Below are 16,975 nucleotides of genomic sequence, written 5' to 3' on the forward strand. Positions count from 1 at the left end.
TATCGCGCGGCGGCCGATCACTCGCAAGAAAGTAGCTTTGCGGAAAGTAGCTTGTAAAAAAGTAGCTTAGAGCTAAGCTAGTTCCCGCCAAGCTACTTACAGGGGGTCGGCAGATGAAGAGACAGCGACAGCTCCCGGCGGAGTGGGTGCTGCCCGTCACCGCCGCGGTCAACGGCGTCGGCACCGGCATGTACGTGCCGTTCACGCTGGTCTTCTTCCACGCCGTGACCGGACTGTCCTTCCCGGTCGTCGGCGCCGTGCTCACCGCCACCGGCCTCGCGGGCATAGCCGTACTGCCGCTCGCCGGGACGGCGGTGGACCGGTACGGTGCGAAGCGGGTGCTCCACGTGCTCTACGGCGTTCGGGTCGCCGGTTTCGCCCTCTATCCCTTCGCCCACTCCCTCCCCGCCTTCGCCGCCGTGGCCCTGGTCACCGCAGCGGCCGACCGGGCCTTCCCCGCCGCCCAGCAGTCCCTGATCGGCGAAGTGGCGCGCGGGGCCGGCCGGGACCGGCTGCAGGCGGCGACACGCGCGCTGCAGAACGCCGGCAGCGGCGCCGGCGCACTGCTGGCCACGCTGGTCATCTCCCTTGCGGGCAGCACCGGTTACACCTACGCGGCCTGGGGCAACGCCCTCGCCTTCGCACTCGCGGCACTGCTGCTGCGCCCGCTGCGGCCGGTGCGCACGGCGGGTGGAGCCACCACCGTGCGCCGGGCGGGCGCGGGCTACCGGCTGGTCCTCGCCGACCGGCCCTTCCTGGTCGTCACCGGCGCCAACTTCCTGAACGCGCTGAACTATTCGGCCCTCTCGGTGCTCTTCCCGCTGTTCATGGTGGAGTGGCTGCGCGGGCCCGCGGTGCTCACCGGTGCCGCGTTCACCCTGAACACCCTGCTGTGCGCGGTGGCCGGTGTCGCCGTCGGCGCGCGGGTCCGGCGTACGGGTGCCCGGCGCACCCGGGCGGCGGCGCTGGGCGGCTCCCTGTTCGCGGCCGCGTTCGCCGCACAGATCGTGCTCGGCACGCTGCGGCCGGGCTCGGCCGCGGTCCTCGGCACGGCCCTGGCCGCCGTGGCCGTCGTCTACACCCTCGGCGAGCTGATCCACAGCCCCGCCGCCGAGGTGCTGGCCGTCTCGGCGGCGCCCGGGGCAGTACGCGGCCGGTATCTGGCGGCCTACCAGATGTCCTGGTCGCTGGCGAAGGCGGTGGCGCCGTCCCTGTTCACGGCCCTGCTCGCGCTGGACGGCCGGGCTCCGTGGGCGGTCCTCGTCCTGACGTCGGCGCTCGCCGCCACGCTCCTGATCCGGGTGGAGCACCGGCTCCCGGCGGAGGCGGTACGGCCGCTGCCGGTGACGGTGACGGTGACGGTGACCGGCGGCCGTGCTCCGCTCACCCCTGCGACAACCCTCGAAGCCACCCCCGTCCCCGAAGGATCCCGGCCGTGAAACGCTCCGCAGCCACCATCGCGCTCACCGCCCTCGCCCCCGTCTCCTGGGGCACCACCTACGCGGTCACCACCGAGTTCCTCCCGCCGGACCGCCCGCTGTTCACGGCCCTGACCCGCGCCCTGCCCGCCGGCCTGCTACTGCTCGCCGTCACCCGGGTGCTGCCGAAGGGCGCCTGGTGGTGGAGGGCGCTGGTGCTCGGCGCGCTGAACATCGGCGCCTTCTTCCCGCTGCTGTTCGTCTCGGCGTACCGGCTGCCCGGCGGGATGGCCGCGGTCGTCGGCTCGGTCCAGCCGCTGTTCGTCGTAGGCCTCTCGGCGCTGCTGCTGGGGCAGCGGCCGGCCGCGCGCACGCTGGTCACCGGTGCCGTGGCCGCACTCGGCGTCAGCCTCGTCGTCCTCCAGGGAGCCGGAGCCCTCGACGCGACAGGCGTGCTCGCGGCCGTGGCCTCCACCGCCTCGATGGCCGCCGGTACGGTGCTGACCAAGCGGTGGGGCCGCCCGGACGGCGTCGGCCCGCTCGCCCTCACCGGCTGGCAGCTCACCGCCGGCGGCCTGCTCATCGCGCCGGTCGCATTCCTGGCGGAGGGCGCCCCGCCGGCCCTGGACGGCCGAGCCGTGGGCGGCTATGTCTACCTGGCGCTGGCCAACACGGCGGTGGCGTACTGGCTCTGGTTCCGCGGCATCGGCCGGCTCCGCGCCACCCAGGTCGCCTTCCTCGGCCCGCTGTCCCCGCTGACCGCGGCCGTCGTCGGCTGGGCGGCGCTCGGACAGTCGCTGACCCCGGTGCAGGTGGCGGGGATGGCGCTGGCGTTCGGGGCGACGCTGGGGGGACAGCTCGGGGGAGGGGCGGTGGCGGGCGGTAGGGGCGTCGGCCGATCGTTCAGTTTCTCTGAAGAGAATGGTCGTAAAGTTTCGATGGACCTGGAAGATCACTCGCTGCGACGGTAGGAGCACGCATCCGCTCCCGCCGAAAGGACCCGAGTGACAGCCACCCTGGACCGGACCACCACCCGCCCCCCGACCGCCGTCGCCCCTCTGCTCGGCCTCGCCTGTGCGGCCGTGGCGACGGTCGTCTGGTCCGGCAGCTTCGTCACCTCCCGAGGCCTGCACGACAGCGTCCCGCCCGTCCAGCACGCCTTCTGGCGCTGGGTGATCGCGTCGGCCGCCGTGGCGCCGTTCGGCGCCCGGCAGGCCTGGCGGCAGCGGGCGCTGTTCCGCCGGCACGCCCGCCATGTCGTCCTCGCCTCCCTCCTCGGCGTGGCCGTCTACAACACGCTCGTCAACCAGGCCGGCCTCACCACCTCCGCCGCCACCATGGGCATGATCATGGCCGCCTCGCCGGTGCTGATGGCGGCGTTCGAACGGCTGGGCGGCGTACGGCTCGGCGCGCGGCGCACCACCGGGCTGCTGATCGCCTGCGCGGGCGTGGCACTGCTGGTGGGCGGCGCCGCGCGTTTCTCGGCCGGCGGCCTGTGGATGATCGCGGCCGCCTGCTGCTTCGCGGGCTACAGCGCGCTGCTGCGCCGCACGCCGGCCGAACTGACGGGTGTGGCCTTCCTGTTCACCACCTTCGTCATCGGCACGGTCCTCCTCCTCCCCGCCCAGGCGGCGAGCCTGGCGGTGCAGGGCGGCTTCACCCCGACCCCCGGCACGATCGCCCCACTCCTCTACGTCGGCGTGGCCTCCTCGGCGGTGGCCTTCTTCGCCTGGAACAAGGCCATCGCCCTGATCGGCGCGACCCGCGCGGGCGTCGTCTACTACCTTCAGCCGGTCTGCGTGGCCGTCCTGTCCTGGCTCGTCCTGGGCGAGCGGACGACCTGGCCGCAGCTGCTGTCGATGGCGCTGATCCTGGGAGGGGTGGTGCTGGGCGCGGGGTCACGGCGCTGACGTGTAGCTTTCCGGCATGGCCGAGTGGGACATCCGGAAGCTGCAGATCCTGCGCACCCTGCGCGAGCGCGAGACGGTGACCGCGACGGCCGAGGCCCTGCACATGACCCCGTCCGCGGTCTCCCAGCAGCTCACCAACCTCGCCCGGCAACTCGGCGTCCCCCTGCTGGAGGCCCGGGGCCGCCGGGTACGTCTCACCGACGCGGCGCGCCTGGTGCTGACCCACACGGAGCCGCTCTTCGAGCAACTGGAGCGTGCGGAGGCCGCGTTGGCGGCGTACACCGAGGGGGAGGCGGGAGAGGTCCGGGTCGGCGCCTTCTCGACCTCGGTCCCCGCCCTCGTCGTACCGGCCGTACGGGCCCTGCGGGAGGCGCACCCAGGGGTGACCGTCCGGGTACGGGAGGCGGAGGCGGCCGAGGCCTACGACCTCCTGACCGCGGGCGACGTGGACGTGGCCCTGTCCCTGGCGGCGTCGGCCCCCAGCGCGGCCGACCCCCGCTTCACCCAAGTCCCGCTGCTGGCCGACCCCCTGGACGTGGCCCTGCCCCCCGGCCACCCGCTCGCGCGCACGCCGGCCCTGTCCCTGACCGACCTGGCCGCCGAACCCTGGATCTTCGGCGGCAGCGGCCCCTGGTCCGACATCACCCGCCGCGCCTGCGAGTCCGCCGGCTTCAGCCCCCACCAGGGCCACTCGGCCTCCGGCTGGACCGCCATCCTCGCCATGGTCGAGGCGGGCATGGGCGTGGCCCTGGTCCCGCGGATGGCGGCGGGGCGACGTGCCGGGGTGGTGCTGCGGGACCTGGGAGCGGACGGCCCGGTGCGGCATGTGACGGCGGCGGTCCGCAGGGGCGGGGAGACGGGGCGGGCGGTGAGCCGGGTGCTGGGGGCGCTTCGGGAGGCGGCGGCCGACGGGCGCTCAGGTGTCGACTCGGATGCGCGGCCGTAGGGAAGACAACGGTCTGGACGGCGGACAGGACCGCCGGGCGGTGCGGGTGAAGGGGGATCGAGCCATGGAGAGTGCGGTCACGGCGCTGGTGGTGCAGAACACCCCGTACGGGGGTCCTGAGCGGTGGGGTGACTGGCTGGCCGAGGGCGGGGTCCGGGTCGAGGTGGTCCGGGGGGACGTGGGGGAGGCCTTGCCGGCCCGGCTGGCACATGACGCGCTGATCGTGCTGGGCGGTGCGTACTTGCCGGACGACGACGAGCGGGCGCCGTGGCTGCCGGCGGTCCGGGCCTTGATGAGCCAGGCCCTGGACCGGAACGTGCCCGTGTTCGGGATCTGTCTCGGCGGACAGATGCTCGCGCAGGTGGCGGGCGGAAGGGTGGCGGCGGAGCACGGCGAACCCGAGTTCGGGAGCACCGCGCTGACGCTGCTGCCGGACGCGGCGCAGGACCCGCTGTTCGCCGGGCTGCCCACCCGGCCGACGGCGATGGAGAACCACGTCGACGCGATCGTACGGCTGCCCGACGGGGCCCGGTGGCTGGCCAGCAGCGAGCGGTGCCCCTACCAGGCCTTCCGGGTCGGGCAAGCGGCCTGGGGGGTGCAGTTCCACCCCGAGATCGGCCCGGACCGCATTCCCCACTGGCCCGCCGGCCGGCTGGAGCGTTACGGAGTGGATCCGGCGGAGCTGTACCGCCGCGCGGTGCTGGAGGATCCGGCTGCCGCCCCGACATGGCGGGAAGTGGCCCTGCGCTTCGCGGCACGCGTACGGGACCAGCGGTAGCCGAGCAAGGCCGAGGGCGCCCGGCACACATGCCGGGCGCCCTCGTCGCCGTATCGGTGAGCGGTGCTTACCCGGCCGCCGCCGCATCCGCCGCCTGCGCCCGCAGCGCCCGCTCCACGCCCGCGCGGGACTCGGAGACGAGGCGGCGCAGGGCCGCGTTCGGGTCGGCCGTGGCGAGCCAGGTGTCGGTCTTGGCGAGGGTCGCCTCGAAGACCTGGACCGACGGGTAGAGGCCGACGGCGATCTGCTGGGCCATCTCGTGCGAACGGGAGTCCCAGACGCCCTTGAGGACCTCGAAGTACCTGTCCGCGTACGGCGCCAGCAGCTCACGCTGGTCGGTCTGCACGAAGCCGCCGATCACGGCCTCCTGCACGGCGTTCGGCAGCTTGTCGGAGTCGATCACCGAGGACCAGGCCTCCGCCTTGGCCTCCTCCGTCGGGCGGGCCGCGCGGGCGGTGGCCGCGTGCCGCTCACCGGCCGCGGTCTTGTCCCGCTCGTACTCGGCCGCGATCTCCGCCTCGTCGAAGCGCCCGACCGCCGCCAGCCGCTCCACGAACGCCCAGCGCAGCTCGGTGTCCACGGCCAGGCCCTCGACGGTGTGCGTGCCCTCCAGCAGCGCCTCCAGCAGGTCCAGCTGCTCGGGCGTACGGGCCGTCGCCGCGAAGGCACGGGCCCAGGCCAGCTGGTGGTCGCTCGCCGGCTCGGCGGCCCGCAGGTGCGCCAGCGTGGCGTCGGTCCAGCGGGTCAGCAGGGACTCGCGGGCGGTGGGGTCGGCGTACAGGTCGATCGCCAGCTTCACCTGGCGGTGCAGCGACTGCACGACACCGATGTCCGACTCCTTGCCGATGCCCGACAGGACCAGGGACAGGTAGTCGCGGGTCGCCAGCTCCGCGTCCCGCGTCATGTCCCAGGCCGACGCCCAGCACAGCGCGCGCGGCAGGGACTGCTCGAAGTCGCCGAGGTGTTCGGTGACCGTCTTCAGCGAGTCCTCGTCGAGGCGGACCTTGGCGTACGACAGGTCGTCGTCGTTCAGCAGGACGACGGCGGGGCGCGCCCGGCCCGTCAGCTGCGGTACGGCCGTCAGCTCGCCGTCGACGTCCAGCTCGATCCGGTCCGTGCGCACCAGCTTGCCGCTCGCGGCGTCGAGGTCGTACACGCCGATCGCGATGCGGTGCGGACGCAGCACCGGCTCGCCCTTGGCGCCGGCGGGCAGCGCCGGGGCCTCCTGGCGGACCGCGAAGGAGGTGACGACACCGTCGGCGTCCGTGGCGATCTCCGGGCGCAGGATGTTGATGCCGGCCGTCTCCAGCCACTTCTTCGACCAGGTCTTCAGGTCGCGCCCGGAGGTCTCCTCCAGCGCGCCCAGCAGGTCGGACAGGCGGGTGTTGCCGAACGCGTGCGCCTTGAAGTACGCCTGCACGCCCTTGAAGAACTCGTCCTCGCCGACGTACGCGACGAGCTGCTTGAGGACGGAGGCACCCTTGGCGTACGTGATGCCGTCGAAGTTGACGAGGACGTCGTCCAGGTCACGGATGTCCGCCATGATCGGGTGCGTCGACGGCAGCTGGTCCTGCCGGTACGCCCAGGTCTTCATGGAGTTGGCGAACGTCGTCCACGAGTGCGGCCAGCGCGAGCCGGGCGCGGCGGCCTGGCAGGCGATGGAGGTGTAGGTGGCGAACGACTCGTTCAGCCACAGGTCGTTCCACCACTCCATGGTGACGAGGTCGCCGAACCACATGTGGGCCAGCTCGTGCAGGATCGTCTCCGCCCGCACCTCGTACGCCGCGTCGGTCACCTTGGACCGGAAGACGTACTGGTCCCGGATGGTGACGGCACCGGCGTTCTCCATCGCGCCCGCGTTGAACTCCGGCACGAACAGCTGGTCGTACTTCGCGAAGGGGTACGCGTAGTCGAACTTCTCCTGGAACCAGTCGAAGCCCTGCCGGGTCACCTCGAAGATCGCGTCCGAGTCCAGGAACTCGGCGAGCGAGGGGCGGCAGTAGATGCCGAGCGGCACGCTCTGGCCGTCCTTCTCGTACACGCTGTGCACGGAGTGGTACGGGCCGACGATCAGCGCGGTGATGTACGACGAGATGCGCGGGGTCGGCTCGAAGATCCAGACGTTGCCCTTCGGCTCGGGCGTCGGCGAGTTCGAGACGACCGTCCAGCCCTCGGGCGCCCGCACGGTGAACTGGAAGGTGGCCTTCAGGTCCGGCTGCTCGAACGAGGCAAAGACCCGGCGGGCGTCCGGCACCTCGAACTGGGTGTAGAGGTACGCCTGTTCGTCGACGGGGTCGACGAACCGGTGCAGTCCCTCGCCGGTGTTGGTGTACGCACAGTCGGCGACCACGCGGAGCCAGTTGCGGCCCTCCAGCAGCCCCGGCAGCGCGATCCGTGAGTCCGCGAAGACCTCGGCGGGGTCGAGCGCGTCGCCGTTCAGGGTGACCTCGTGGACGGTGGGCGCCACCAGGTCGATGAAGGACTCGGCACCGCCGCGGGCGACGTCGAAGCGCACCATGGTCACGGACCGGTAGGTGCCGCCCTCCTGCGCGCCGGAGAGGTCGAGATCGATCTCGTACGAGTCAACGGTGAGCAGCTCGGCCCGCTGCTGCGCCTCTTCGCGAGTCAGGTTTGTGCCAGGCACGCGGTCATCTCCTCGTTATGTGTCGGTTACGCCATCCTTCCATGGGAGCCGCGGGGAACGCGATGTCCGCATCCCGCCGGTGCCTCCGGGGCCGGGCACGCAGGCTGGACCCATGACGACGACATACACGCCGCGCCCGATTCCGCCCCGGGTGCTGAAGGAGCTGCGGACCGCCGACGACGCGGGCCGCGCCCCGGCCCCCTTCACCGACGAGGAGGGCGGCGCCCCGCTGCGCTGCTGCCTGCGCCACAGCACGCCGGGCGAGCGGATCGCCCTGGTCTCCTACGCCCCCCTGCGCCGCTGGGCGGCCGAAACAGGCGCCCGCCCCGGCGCCTACGACGAACAGGGCCCGGTCTTCGTCCACGCCGACGACTGCCCGGGGCCGGCCAACCCGGCGGTTCTGCCCTTCACCAACGCCCACCGCGTCCTGCGCCGCTACTCCGCCGACGGCCACATCCTGGGCGGCCACCTGGTGGACACCGGCTTCCCCGCCACCCTCACGGAGGCGTTCGCCGACCCGGAGGTGGCGGTGGTGCATGTGCGGGCGGTGGAGTACGGGTGCTTTCTGTACGAGGTGCGGCGGGGCTAGGGACCAGGAGGCCAGGCCTGGTCGGTCGCGACCCGGGTGAACTCACCCTCGCGCCACCAGAACACCGAGGGGCTCAGCGCGCCCGGTGACTGCTCGAAGCCCACGGTGGCGAACCGGGCCATGGTGTGCAGCGAGGGGCCCGCGTCCCCGCCGCGGACGACGTGGAAGGCGAGCTGGTGCCGGTGCGGCAGCGCGACCAGGACTCCGTCCGGCGCCGATGCGTCCTTGGTGTAGCGGTGTACGACCTCGTCGAGGATCAGGGCGAGGCTCGCGATGAAGTACGAGCCGCCCATCAGCACGTCGACGTGGGAGCCCTCCTTGTCCCTGACCACCTTGTGCCGGTCGGCACGGACGGCCCGCAGGTTCTGCAGCGCGCGGTCCCGCAGGGCCGTGGGTTCACCCAGCTCGGCGACGGAGTCCGCGGTCAGCATCTCGACGGTCTCCGGAAGGTCGAGTGCCAGCACTTCCAGCAGCCCCGGGACCGATCGGGGACCGTACCCGAAGGCCTTCAGGAGCGCGGGATCACCACCGGGAATGAACCGGGGAAAGAGCTGGGCCAGGAGCCGTTCGCGCGGCAGCGCCCTGAGCGCCTGCGGGCCGTCCAGCGAACGGACGACCCGGTCGACGTGCTGGTCCACGAGCGTCCGCCAGCGCCGGGGACCGCGGCTGTCGTTGTGGCACACGGCCGCGAGGTTGGTGAGGCCGAAGCGCCAGCCCGAGTCCGTGGTCACGCGTCCCGGTTCGACCGTCACCTCGATGCCGCGCTCCGCGAAGGCCTCGCGGACGAAGGCACGCAGCCGGGCGGCCTCCGCCTCGGACAGAAACGTGAACTCCCCGTCGCGCGGCACGTCCGCGCCGTCACGCCGTACTCCACGCCGGAACATCCCCACCAGATCCCCCTCGCTCGAAGAAGCGGATCATAGTGAGGGGCGGCCACGTGACCGTGACCGCCCCTGCCCTGCGCGTGGCTTACTTCGCGGACAGCTCCGCCGCCACCAGCTCCGCGATCTGGACCGCGTTCAGCGCGGCGCCCTTGCGGAGGTTGTCGTTGGAGACGAACAGCGCGAGGCCGTTGTCCACCGTCTCGTCGCGGCGGATGCGGCCGACGTACGACGGGTCCTGGCCGGCCGCCTGCAGCGGGGTCGGGATGTCGGAGAGGGCCACGCCCGGCGCCGCCGCGAGCAGCTCGGTCGCGCGCTCGGGGGAGATCGGGCGGGCGAACCGGGCGTTGACCTGGAGGGAGTGGCCGGAGAAGACCGGGACGCGGACGCAGGTGCCGGAGACCTTCAGACCTGGGATCTCCAGGATCTTGCGGGACTCGTTGCGCAGCTTCTGCTCCTCGTCGGTCTCGTTCAGACCGTCCTCGACGAGGTTGCCGGCGAAGGGGAGCACGTTGAAGGCGATGGGGCGCTTGTAGATGTTCGGCTCGGGGAAGTCGACGGCCTGGCCGTCGTGGGTGAGCTTGTCGGCGTCGGCGGCGACCTTCTGCACCTGGCCGTGCAGCTCCGCCACGCCCGCGAGGCCCGAGCCGGACACCGCCTGGTAGGTGGCGACGACGAGCGCCTCCAGGCCGGCCTCCTCGTGCAGCACCTTCAGGACCGGCATCGCGGCCATCGTGGTGCAGTTCGGGTTGGCGATGATGCCCTTGGGGCGGTCGGCGATGGCGTGCGGGTTCACCTCGGAGACCACCAGCGGGACCTCGGGGTCCTTGCGCCAGGCCGACGAGTTGTCGATCACGACGGCGCCCTGGGAGGCGACCTTCTCGGCCAGCGCCTTGGAGGTCGCGCCGCCCGCGGAGAAGATGACGATGTCGAGGCCGGTGTAGTCGGCGGTCGCCGCGTCCTCCACCGTCACGCCGTCCAGCACGGTGCCCGCCGAGCGCGCCGAGGCGAACAGACGCAGCTGCGTCACCGGGAAGTTCCGCTCCGCGAGGATCCTGCGCATGACCGTGCCGACCTGACCGGTGGCTCCGACGATTCCGACCCTCACAGCGACTCCCTCTGTGTGTCCTTGCATGTCTGCGGCGTTTCCATCATGCGGCCGACCCCGGTCCACCTGTCCAATTTTTTGCGTTCCATGCCCGAGGGGTGGGACGCCCCGCTGCGATCAACGGTTGCGGAACTCCGCCGACACCCCTGCTGAGCTGGAGAAATTCGCCCTACGGCGGTCTCGTGCCGCAAGCCGTGCTGCCTCGGCGCGCCGGTGTGACGTACACCTCTGAACCGTGTTCTCGGGCCCCGCCGAACGTTTCCGCCCGCTGGCGCGTCGTAGAGAAAACGCGTGAGGGGGGTGGCTTGTGCTGCTGGACGCGGCCCAGGAACGCCGGGTGCGGGCGGTGCTCGCGCTCGGCGGGGTGCCGCAGTCGGACCTGCCGGACGGGGTGCAGCAGGTCCGGCTGCGGCTGCTGGAGCGGACCGCGAGCGGTCAGGAGGCGCCGCGGGACGTGTCGGCGTGGGCGGCGGTCGTCGCCTCCCGCCTCGCCGTCGACTGGCACCGGGCCAGGCGGCGCCAGGAGCGGCTGGGGGAGCGACTGGCGTCCCTGCGGGAGCCCGCGCACCCCTCCGGGGAGGAGACCAGCCTGCTCTCGCTCACCGTCGCCCAGGGGCTGGACGAGCTGACCGACGCCCAGCGCCAGGTCCTGGTCCTGCGCTTCTTCGCCGACCTGCCCGTGCGGGCCATCGCCGAGGAGCTGGGCGTCCCCGAGGGCACGGTCAAGAGCAGGCTCCACACGGCGGTCCGCGCACTGCGGGACCGGCTGCACGAGGACGAGGTGGTGTGACGTGACCGCCGAGCACGAGGGCGTCGGGGAGTACGGCGGTATGGACGCGCTGATGGCCGCCATCACCGGGGACCCCCTCCCGGAGGAGGCCCGCCAAGACCCCGCCTTCCTCGCCGAACACCGTGCGGCCGAGGCCGACGTGGCCGTGTTGAAGGCGCAACTGGCATGGCTGGCCGAGGCGTTGACCGGAGAGACAGAGGTGAGGGCGGGGGAGACGGAAGGGACGGCGCAGGGGGAGGCAGAAGGGACGGCGGAGGGAGAGGCGAAAGGAGAGGCCCCCGCGGGCACGGCTGGCCCCGGCCGCCCCCGCAGCGTCAGCCGTCGTCCGGAGGGTCCGACGGGCTCCGCTCGCCCCGGCCGCGGGCCGGAAAGCCTGCCAGGCCCGAGTCGCCCCGGCCGCTTCTCCGACCGTCGGCCGGAAAGTCCGCCAGGCCCCAGCCGCCCCGGCCGCTTCTCCGACCGTCGGCCGGAAAGCCTGCCAGGCCCCAGTCGCTCCGGCCGCTTCTCCGACCGTCGGCCGGAAAGTCCGCCAAGGCCCACTCGCCTCACTGGCCCCGCTAGTCCCGCCAGTCCCGGCCGCCCCTCCAGTCGTCGGCGGGCCGTGCGGATCGCGCTCGGGTCGCTCGCCAGTGCTGCCGCGTTCGCGCTGGTCGTCGGGTTCGGCTGGATGGTGACGCACAGCCCGGGCAGCGCCGACAGCGGCGCGCGTGCAACCTCGGACGCCAAGAGCGCCCCGGTCCGGGGGGCGGACAGTGGCCGGCCCGCCGACCCGGCGCTCGAACTCGCCTGCTCCCGGCTGGTCGTGGAGGGCACGGTGACCCGGGTGGAGCCGGAGCAGGGGACGGCCCGGAACCGGGTCACACTCACCGTGACCCACTCCTACAAGCCCACCCACGGCCCGGCCGAGGTGAGCTTCCTGCTGGACGGCGGAGCGCGGCCGGCCCCGCGCACGGGACAGCACGTGCTCGTCACGGTCCGCACGGGTCAGCAGCACGCGAGCCTGTGGGCCGTGGGAGACCCCCGGGTCGCCGCCGACCGGGCGTGGATCACCGAGGCTCTGCCCGACTCCCTGCACACCACCTGCCCGTCGGGCGAGGCGCCCTGATCCGGCGGAGCCGCGGCGTGGGCGTCCGGTAGCGGGCCTGCCCGGCATCGGCGCCGCTGGGGATCGCCCGGCATGCCACCTGCCCGTCGGGCGAGGCGTCCTGATCCGGTGGAGCCGCGGCGTGGGCGTCCGGTAGCGGGCCTGCCCGGCATCGGCGCCGCTGGGGATCGCCCGGCATGCCACGTGCTCGTCGGGCGAGGCGCCTTGATCCGGCGGAGCCGAGGGGCGGGCGCCGGCCATGGGCCCCGCCCCGCACCGAGGCCACCGATGATTCGATCAGCTCTCCTTCGAGCGCGCGTAGTGCCGGGACGCCTTCGCGCGGTTGCCGCACGCGGCCATCGAGCACCAGCGGCGGGTGCCGTTCCGGGACGTGTCGTAGAAGTGCAGGATGCAGCCGCCGCCGGCGCAGGTGCGGATCCGTTCCGGGTCCCGGGTGAGCAGTTCCAGGTAGTTCCGGGCGGCGAGCCAGGCCGGGCCCCACGCCGGGTCGGCGAACTCGGGCTCCTCGCCGGGGCCGGCGGCGGTCAGCCGGGCCCGGATCCGCCCATGGGCCAGTACGGCGTCCACGAGCGGCGCCGCCTCGTCCGGTGAGCCGTGCACGGCGGCCCGGAGTGCCTCACGGGCCTGGCGCAGATGACGCAGTACGGCCGCGTCGGCGGGGTAGGTGCCGGCCAGCCCGTTGCCGCCGAGCCACACCTCCAGCCCCTCGGTGCCGTCCAGCAGGTCCTGGGTCACGCCCTCCCGGTTCCACCGGGTGTTGAGCAGGTCGAGGGCGAGGGGCTCGCCGGTGAGCGGGCGGGGGTCGCGGGCGGCGGACATCGGGCTCTCCTTCTCCTCTAACCACTCAAGGGTACGTGACTGGTTGACTCCCTCGACTCTAACCCTCTAACGTGAATTACGAAGGTTAGGCATCCTGGATGTCCCGGACCCCAGCAATCCCGAAGGAGAACCGCCATGGCTCCGCGCCTCGCGCACACCGGCCTGAACGTCACCGACCTCGACCGCTCCCTCGCCCTCTACCGCGACCTTCTCGGCTTTGCCGTCCTCGCCGAGGGCAAGGAGGACGACCAGCGCTGGGCGATGCTGGGGGAGCCGGGCGGCGCCCCGCTCGTCACCCTCTGGCAGCAGGCGCGGGGGTCGTACGACAGCGGCCGTCCCGGACTGCACCACCTCGCGCTGACCGTGGACTCGATCGACCAGGTCCGCGCGTACGAGACCGCGCTGCGGGCCGCCGGGTTCGACTTCGCCTACGACGGCGTGGTCGCCCACCGGGAGGGCGGCACCTCGGGCGGCATCTTCTTCCACGACCCCGACGGCATCCGCCTGGAGATCAACGCCCCGCTCGGCCCGGACGGCGCCCCCGCCCCGCACGACTCCGCTCCGACCTGCGGCTTCTTCTAAACCATGGGCACCTATCACGCCGGTTCGCTCGCCGTACAGGAACTGATGGGCGTCCGCGACCGGGCCGACCACGTGGGCCGCTCCCTGGGCCAGGACATCAAGCCGGTCGCGGCGGCCTTCCTGGAGCTGCAGCCCCTGCTGATCGCGGGCGCGGCGGACCCGGGGACGGGGCGGGTGTGGGCGTCGGCGCTCACGGGCAGCCCGGGTTTCGTACGGGCGACGGGTCCGAGGCAGATGTCGGTGGCCGGGGGAACGGCCGAAGGCGACCCGCTCACCACAGCCCTCACCGCCCCCGGTACTCACCTCGGCACCATCGCCCTCGACCCCCGGACCCGCCGGCGCATGCGCCTGAACGGCCGCCTGCGGCCCACGGCAAGGGGCTTCGCCGTCGAGGCCGACCAGGTCTTCTCCAACTGCCCCAAATACATCCAGCGCAGGGAGTCGTACGAGACGGTCGCCGACCGTCTGCCGGGCAGCCCGCTCCGGCTGAACGAACTCGGCCCGGAACAGCAGGAGTTCATCCGCGTCGCCGACACCTTCTTCCTGGCCACGGTCCACCCCGGCGGAGCCGACGTCAGTCACCGCGGCGGCAACCCCGGCTTCGTGACCGTCACTTCAGCGGGCGAGCTGACCTGGCCGGACTACTCCGGCAACGCCATGTTCCTCACCCTCGGCAACCTCCGCACCGACCCCCGCGCCGGACTGCTCTTTCTCGACTGGACCACCGGCACCACCCTCCAGCTCACCGGCGAGGCGCACACCGAGTTCACCGACGGAGGCGAGCGCAGAGTCCGCTTCACCCTCGGCGCGGCCCTGTGGACCCCGGCCGCCCTGCCCCTGCGCTGGTCCGCACCCGAATATTCCCCGGCGAACCCGGACATCGCGCGCTAACGTCCGCGCATGCGCGAGAACTTGAGGGTGGCGGCCTACGCCGTGTGCGTCCGCGACGGACAGCTTCTGCTCGCCCGCTCGCCGGCCCCCGACGGCACTCCGGAGTGGGTGCTGCCCGGCGGCGGCATGGAGCACGGCGAGGATCCGTACGACACCGTCCGCCGCGAGGTGACGGAGGAGACCGGTTACCGGATCAAGGTGACCGGTCTCCTCGGTGTGGACTCGCACCGGCTGACCGTGCGGCGCACCGACCACCACGCCCTGCGGCTCGTCTACGAGGGCGAAGTGGTCGGCGGTGAACTCCGCTACGAGATCGGCGGTTCCACCGACTTCGCCGCCTGGCAGGACCTGGACGCCGTACCCGGACTGAACCGCATCCCCCTGGTCGACACCGCACTGCGGCTCTGGCGCGAACGCCCGCCCCACGGCCGGCTGGAGGACCCTCCCGTACCCAGCGGGATGAACGACGAGTGACCGCCCCCCGGCCGTCCGCGATCCGCTCCCCGTCCACTCCATGGCGGCCCGCCCGCCCCGTGATCCACGTACGGTGATCGGCGCTGCGCGTTGCCACCGCGTTCACGCGCAGGTCATTCCCGGTGCCAAGCATCCAGAGCGAGCGGGGCGTTCGCGCCTGCGTACGGCCCGCGACCACTGCCGACGCGTTCGCACTCGGGGAGATCGCGCCATGTCGCGCACACGCTCTGTCGCCACTTCCGCGGCTTCCGGCCGCGGGGTCCACCGTCGTTCCGTCCTCGCCGCCGCCGGAGCGGTCTCGCTCTCCGCGGGCATCGGCTACGCCCTGCACCCCACCGACAGCGAGGCCGCCACCGACGCCCAGGCACCGGCAGCCGACTCCCGGCAGGCCATCGCCGAGCCGGCCCTCGCCCCCTACACCAAGGGCACCACCCTCGCCTCCGTCGCGACGCCCCGGAACAGCTCCGGCTACCAGCGCCTCGGTGACGGCCCCGGCTGGCAGCGGGTGGTGCGCGGCGAGCTGGCCACGCCCAAGTCCGGCCGGGCGAGCCGCCGCAGGACGCTCGCCGCGTTCGTCCAGTTCACCGACCTGCATCTGCAGGACGTCCAGAACCCGCTGCGCGCGGAGTTCCTGCGCTCCAACGGCGTCCACGCCTGGCGCCCGCACGAGGCGCTGACCGTGCAGGGCGCCGTCTCGCTCGTCGAGCGGGTCAACGCCCTGAAGGGCGCCCCCGTCACCGGTGCCCCGCTCGGCTTCGTCATGACCACCGGCGACAACACCGACAACAACGCCCACTCCGAACTGGAGTGGTTCCTGCAGGTGATGAGCGGCGGCCGCATCAGCCCCAACACCGGGGACCCGAGGCACTACGAGGGTGTGCAGAACAGCGGCCTGAAGCTGTACTGGCAGCCGGACTCCACCGTCCGCGACAACGACAAGGCGCTGGGCCTTCCGCATCTGAACGGCTTCCTGGCCGCCGCGATCCGCGAGGTGAACAGCCCCGGCCTGAACCTGCCCTGGTACTCCACCGTCGGCAACCACGACGGCCTCGCCCTCGGCTGCTTCGGCATCCACGGCGACCCCTACCTCGCCGAGTTCGCGATCGGCGGCAAGAAGCTGATGAGCCTCTCCGCCGCCGAGGGCAAGAAGCTCCAGGACGCCATCAGGGACAACAAGGACCCCCACGGCGTCGGCTACCGCGACCTGCTCAAGGCGCACGCCCGCGAGATGCGCTCGGTCACCCCGGACGAGAAGCGGGCCCCCTACACCCCGGCCGACTACCTCAAGGCCCACCTGGACCCCGCCTACCGGGGCCACGGTCCGACCGGGCACGGCTACTCCTCGGCGAACCTCGACGCGGGCACCCAGTACTACACCTTCCGCATCTCCGCCGACGTCATCGGCATCAGCCTCGACACCACCGACGCCTGCGGCATGCCCAACGGCTCCCTCGGCACCGCCCAGCTGAAGTGGCTCGACAAGACGCTGACGGACAACAAGGACTCCTACGCCGTCGTCTTCAGCCACCACACCAGTACGACGATGACCAACACCTGGCCCGACCCGGCCCGCCCCGCAGAGAAGCGCCACACCGGCGCCGAGGTGCTCTCGGTCCTGTCCGCCCACGCCAACGTCCTGGCCTGGGTGAACGGCCACGTCCACCAGAACGTCATCACCCCGCACCAGGTCTCCGGCGGCCGCTCCTTCTGGGAGATCTCCACCGCCTCACATGTCGACTTCCCGCACCTCGCGCGGATCATCGAGCTGACCGACAACAAGGACGGCACGGTCTCCCTGTTCACCACGCTGATCGAGTCCGCCGCCCCGCACCGCACCGACTTCACCGACCTCTCCCAGACCGGTCTCGCCGCCCTCTACCGTGAGCTGGCCTTCAACACCCCCGGCGCGAGCAAGACCCTCGCGAACACCGCGGTTCACCGGAACACGGAACTGGTGCTCAAGAAGGGCTGAAACTCACCCAACTGGCGTACAGATAAGCAACCTTCACGCATCCGGCACCGGTTTCTCCCCCCGACCGC

The 16,975-nt window shown here is 72.6% G+C and carries 16 protein-coding genes; 12 read left to right on the top strand and 4 right to left on the bottom strand.

All coding sequences use genetic code 11. From position 1 onward, the window contains the following. The first annotated feature begins 113 nt into the window (after nucleotides 1–113). The 5 genes from O1G22_RS27700 to O1G22_RS27720 all read left to right on the top strand — a co-directional run bounded on the left by O1G22_RS27700 (nucleotide 114) and on the right by O1G22_RS27720 (nucleotide 5,052). The gene (locus O1G22_RS27700) at nucleotides 114–1,439 is read left to right on the top strand and encodes an MFS transporter (protein ID WP_270083806.1); all 1,326 of its coding nucleotides are present in this window, start codon (nucleotides 114–116) and stop codon (nucleotides 1,437–1,439) included. After that, nucleotides 1,436–2,389, top strand: coding sequence for an EamA family transporter (locus O1G22_RS27705; protein ID WP_270083807.1), 954 nt, complete (start codon nucleotides 1,436–1,438; stop codon nucleotides 2,387–2,389). Before O1G22_RS27700 ends, O1G22_RS27705 begins: the two co-directional genes overlap by 4 nt. A 33-nt stretch (nucleotides 2,390–2,422) precedes the next feature. Then, on the top strand, nucleotides 2,423–3,328 hold the full coding sequence (locus O1G22_RS27710) for a DMT family transporter (protein ID WP_270083808.1): 906 nt from the start codon (nucleotides 2,423–2,425) through the stop codon (nucleotides 3,326–3,328). Between the two features lie 16 nt (nucleotides 3,329–3,344). Beyond that, entirely contained in the window at nucleotides 3,345–4,274 is a 930-nt protein-coding gene (locus tag O1G22_RS27715; protein ID WP_270083809.1) for a LysR family transcriptional regulator, read from the top strand. Nucleotides 4,275–4,338: 64 nt separating this feature from the next. Further along, the gene (locus O1G22_RS27720) at nucleotides 4,339–5,052 is read left to right on the top strand and encodes a type 1 glutamine amidotransferase (protein ID WP_270083810.1); all 714 of its coding nucleotides are present in this window, start codon (nucleotides 4,339–4,341) and stop codon (nucleotides 5,050–5,052) included. Between the two features lie 67 nt (nucleotides 5,053–5,119). On the opposite strand, the gene pepN is transcribed toward O1G22_RS27720, so the two are convergent. Then, complete coding sequence (pepN, locus tag O1G22_RS27725) at nucleotides 5,120–7,696, bottom strand: aminopeptidase N (RefSeq protein WP_270083811.1); 2,577 nt, start codon at nucleotides 7,694–7,696, stop codon at nucleotides 5,120–5,122. A gap of 112 nt (nucleotides 7,697–7,808) precedes the next feature. Between pepN and O1G22_RS27730 the strand changes: the two genes are divergently transcribed. Beyond that, nucleotides 7,809–8,285 carry a DUF1203 domain-containing protein gene (locus O1G22_RS27730; RefSeq protein ID WP_270083812.1) on the top strand — a complete coding sequence of 159 codons (477 nt, stop codon included), beginning with the start codon at nucleotides 7,809–7,811 and terminating at the stop codon, nucleotides 8,283–8,285. Here O1G22_RS27730 and O1G22_RS27735 read toward each other — a convergent pair. Then, a complete protein-coding gene (locus tag O1G22_RS27735; protein ID WP_270083813.1) occupies nucleotides 8,282–9,169 on the bottom strand; it encodes a hypothetical protein in 888 nt (295 codons plus the stop codon). The two genes, O1G22_RS27730 and O1G22_RS27735, sit on opposite strands and share 4 nt — an antisense overlap. A gap of 85 nt (nucleotides 9,170–9,254) precedes the next feature. Then, nucleotides 9,255–10,274: an aspartate-semialdehyde dehydrogenase gene (locus O1G22_RS27740; RefSeq protein WP_270083814.1), complete on the bottom strand. Its 1,020-nt coding sequence runs from the start codon at nucleotides 10,272–10,274 to the stop codon at nucleotides 9,255–9,257. 307 nt (nucleotides 10,275–10,581) lie between these two features. Here O1G22_RS27740 and O1G22_RS27745 point away from each other — a divergent pair, with 307 nt between their 5' ends. Continuing rightward, nucleotides 10,582–11,064 (top strand): RNA polymerase sigma factor, encoded by a 483-nt coding sequence (locus tag O1G22_RS27745; protein WP_270083815.1) that lies wholly within the window; start codon nucleotides 10,582–10,584, stop codon nucleotides 11,062–11,064. A 601-nt stretch (nucleotides 11,065–11,665) separates the two neighbouring features. Continuing rightward, entirely contained in the window at nucleotides 11,666–12,169 is a 504-nt protein-coding gene (locus tag O1G22_RS27750; protein WP_270086702.1) for a hypothetical protein, read from the top strand. 276 nt (nucleotides 12,170–12,445) lie between these two features. Here the strand turns inward: O1G22_RS27750 and O1G22_RS27755 are convergent, their stop codons facing one another. Next, nucleotides 12,446–12,988 (bottom strand): CGNR zinc finger domain-containing protein, encoded by a 543-nt coding sequence (locus O1G22_RS27755; protein ID WP_270083816.1) that lies wholly within the window; start codon nucleotides 12,986–12,988, stop codon nucleotides 12,446–12,448. A gap of 135 nt (nucleotides 12,989–13,123) precedes the next feature. On the opposite strand from O1G22_RS27755, the gene O1G22_RS27760 reads away from it, so the two are divergent. The 4 genes from O1G22_RS27760 (at nucleotide 13,124) to O1G22_RS27775 (ending at nucleotide 16,907) form a co-directional block, all read left to right on the top strand. Continuing rightward, nucleotides 13,124–13,570, top strand: coding sequence for a VOC family protein (locus O1G22_RS27760; RefSeq protein ID WP_270083817.1), 447 nt, complete (start codon nucleotides 13,124–13,126; stop codon nucleotides 13,568–13,570). Between the two features lie 3 nt (nucleotides 13,571–13,573). Then, on the top strand, nucleotides 13,574–14,461 hold the full coding sequence (locus tag O1G22_RS27765) for a pyridoxamine 5'-phosphate oxidase family protein (protein ID WP_270083818.1): 888 nt from the start codon (nucleotides 13,574–13,576) through the stop codon (nucleotides 14,459–14,461). A 9-nt stretch (nucleotides 14,462–14,470) separates the two neighbouring features. Further along, entirely contained in the window at nucleotides 14,471–14,935 is a 465-nt protein-coding gene (locus tag O1G22_RS27770) for an NUDIX hydrolase (protein WP_270083819.1), read from the top strand. A 211-nt stretch (nucleotides 14,936–15,146) separates the two neighbouring features. Then, nucleotides 15,147–16,907: a TIGR03767 family metallophosphoesterase gene (locus O1G22_RS27775; protein ID WP_270083820.1), complete on the top strand. Its 1,761-nt coding sequence runs from the start codon at nucleotides 15,147–15,149 to the stop codon at nucleotides 16,905–16,907. The last annotated feature ends 68 nt before the right edge of the window (nucleotides 16,908–16,975 follow it).

It is taken from the genome of Streptomyces camelliae, from assembly GCF_027625935.1.
GTDB lineage: Bacteria > Actinomycetota > Actinomycetes > Streptomycetales > Streptomycetaceae > Streptomyces > Streptomyces camelliae.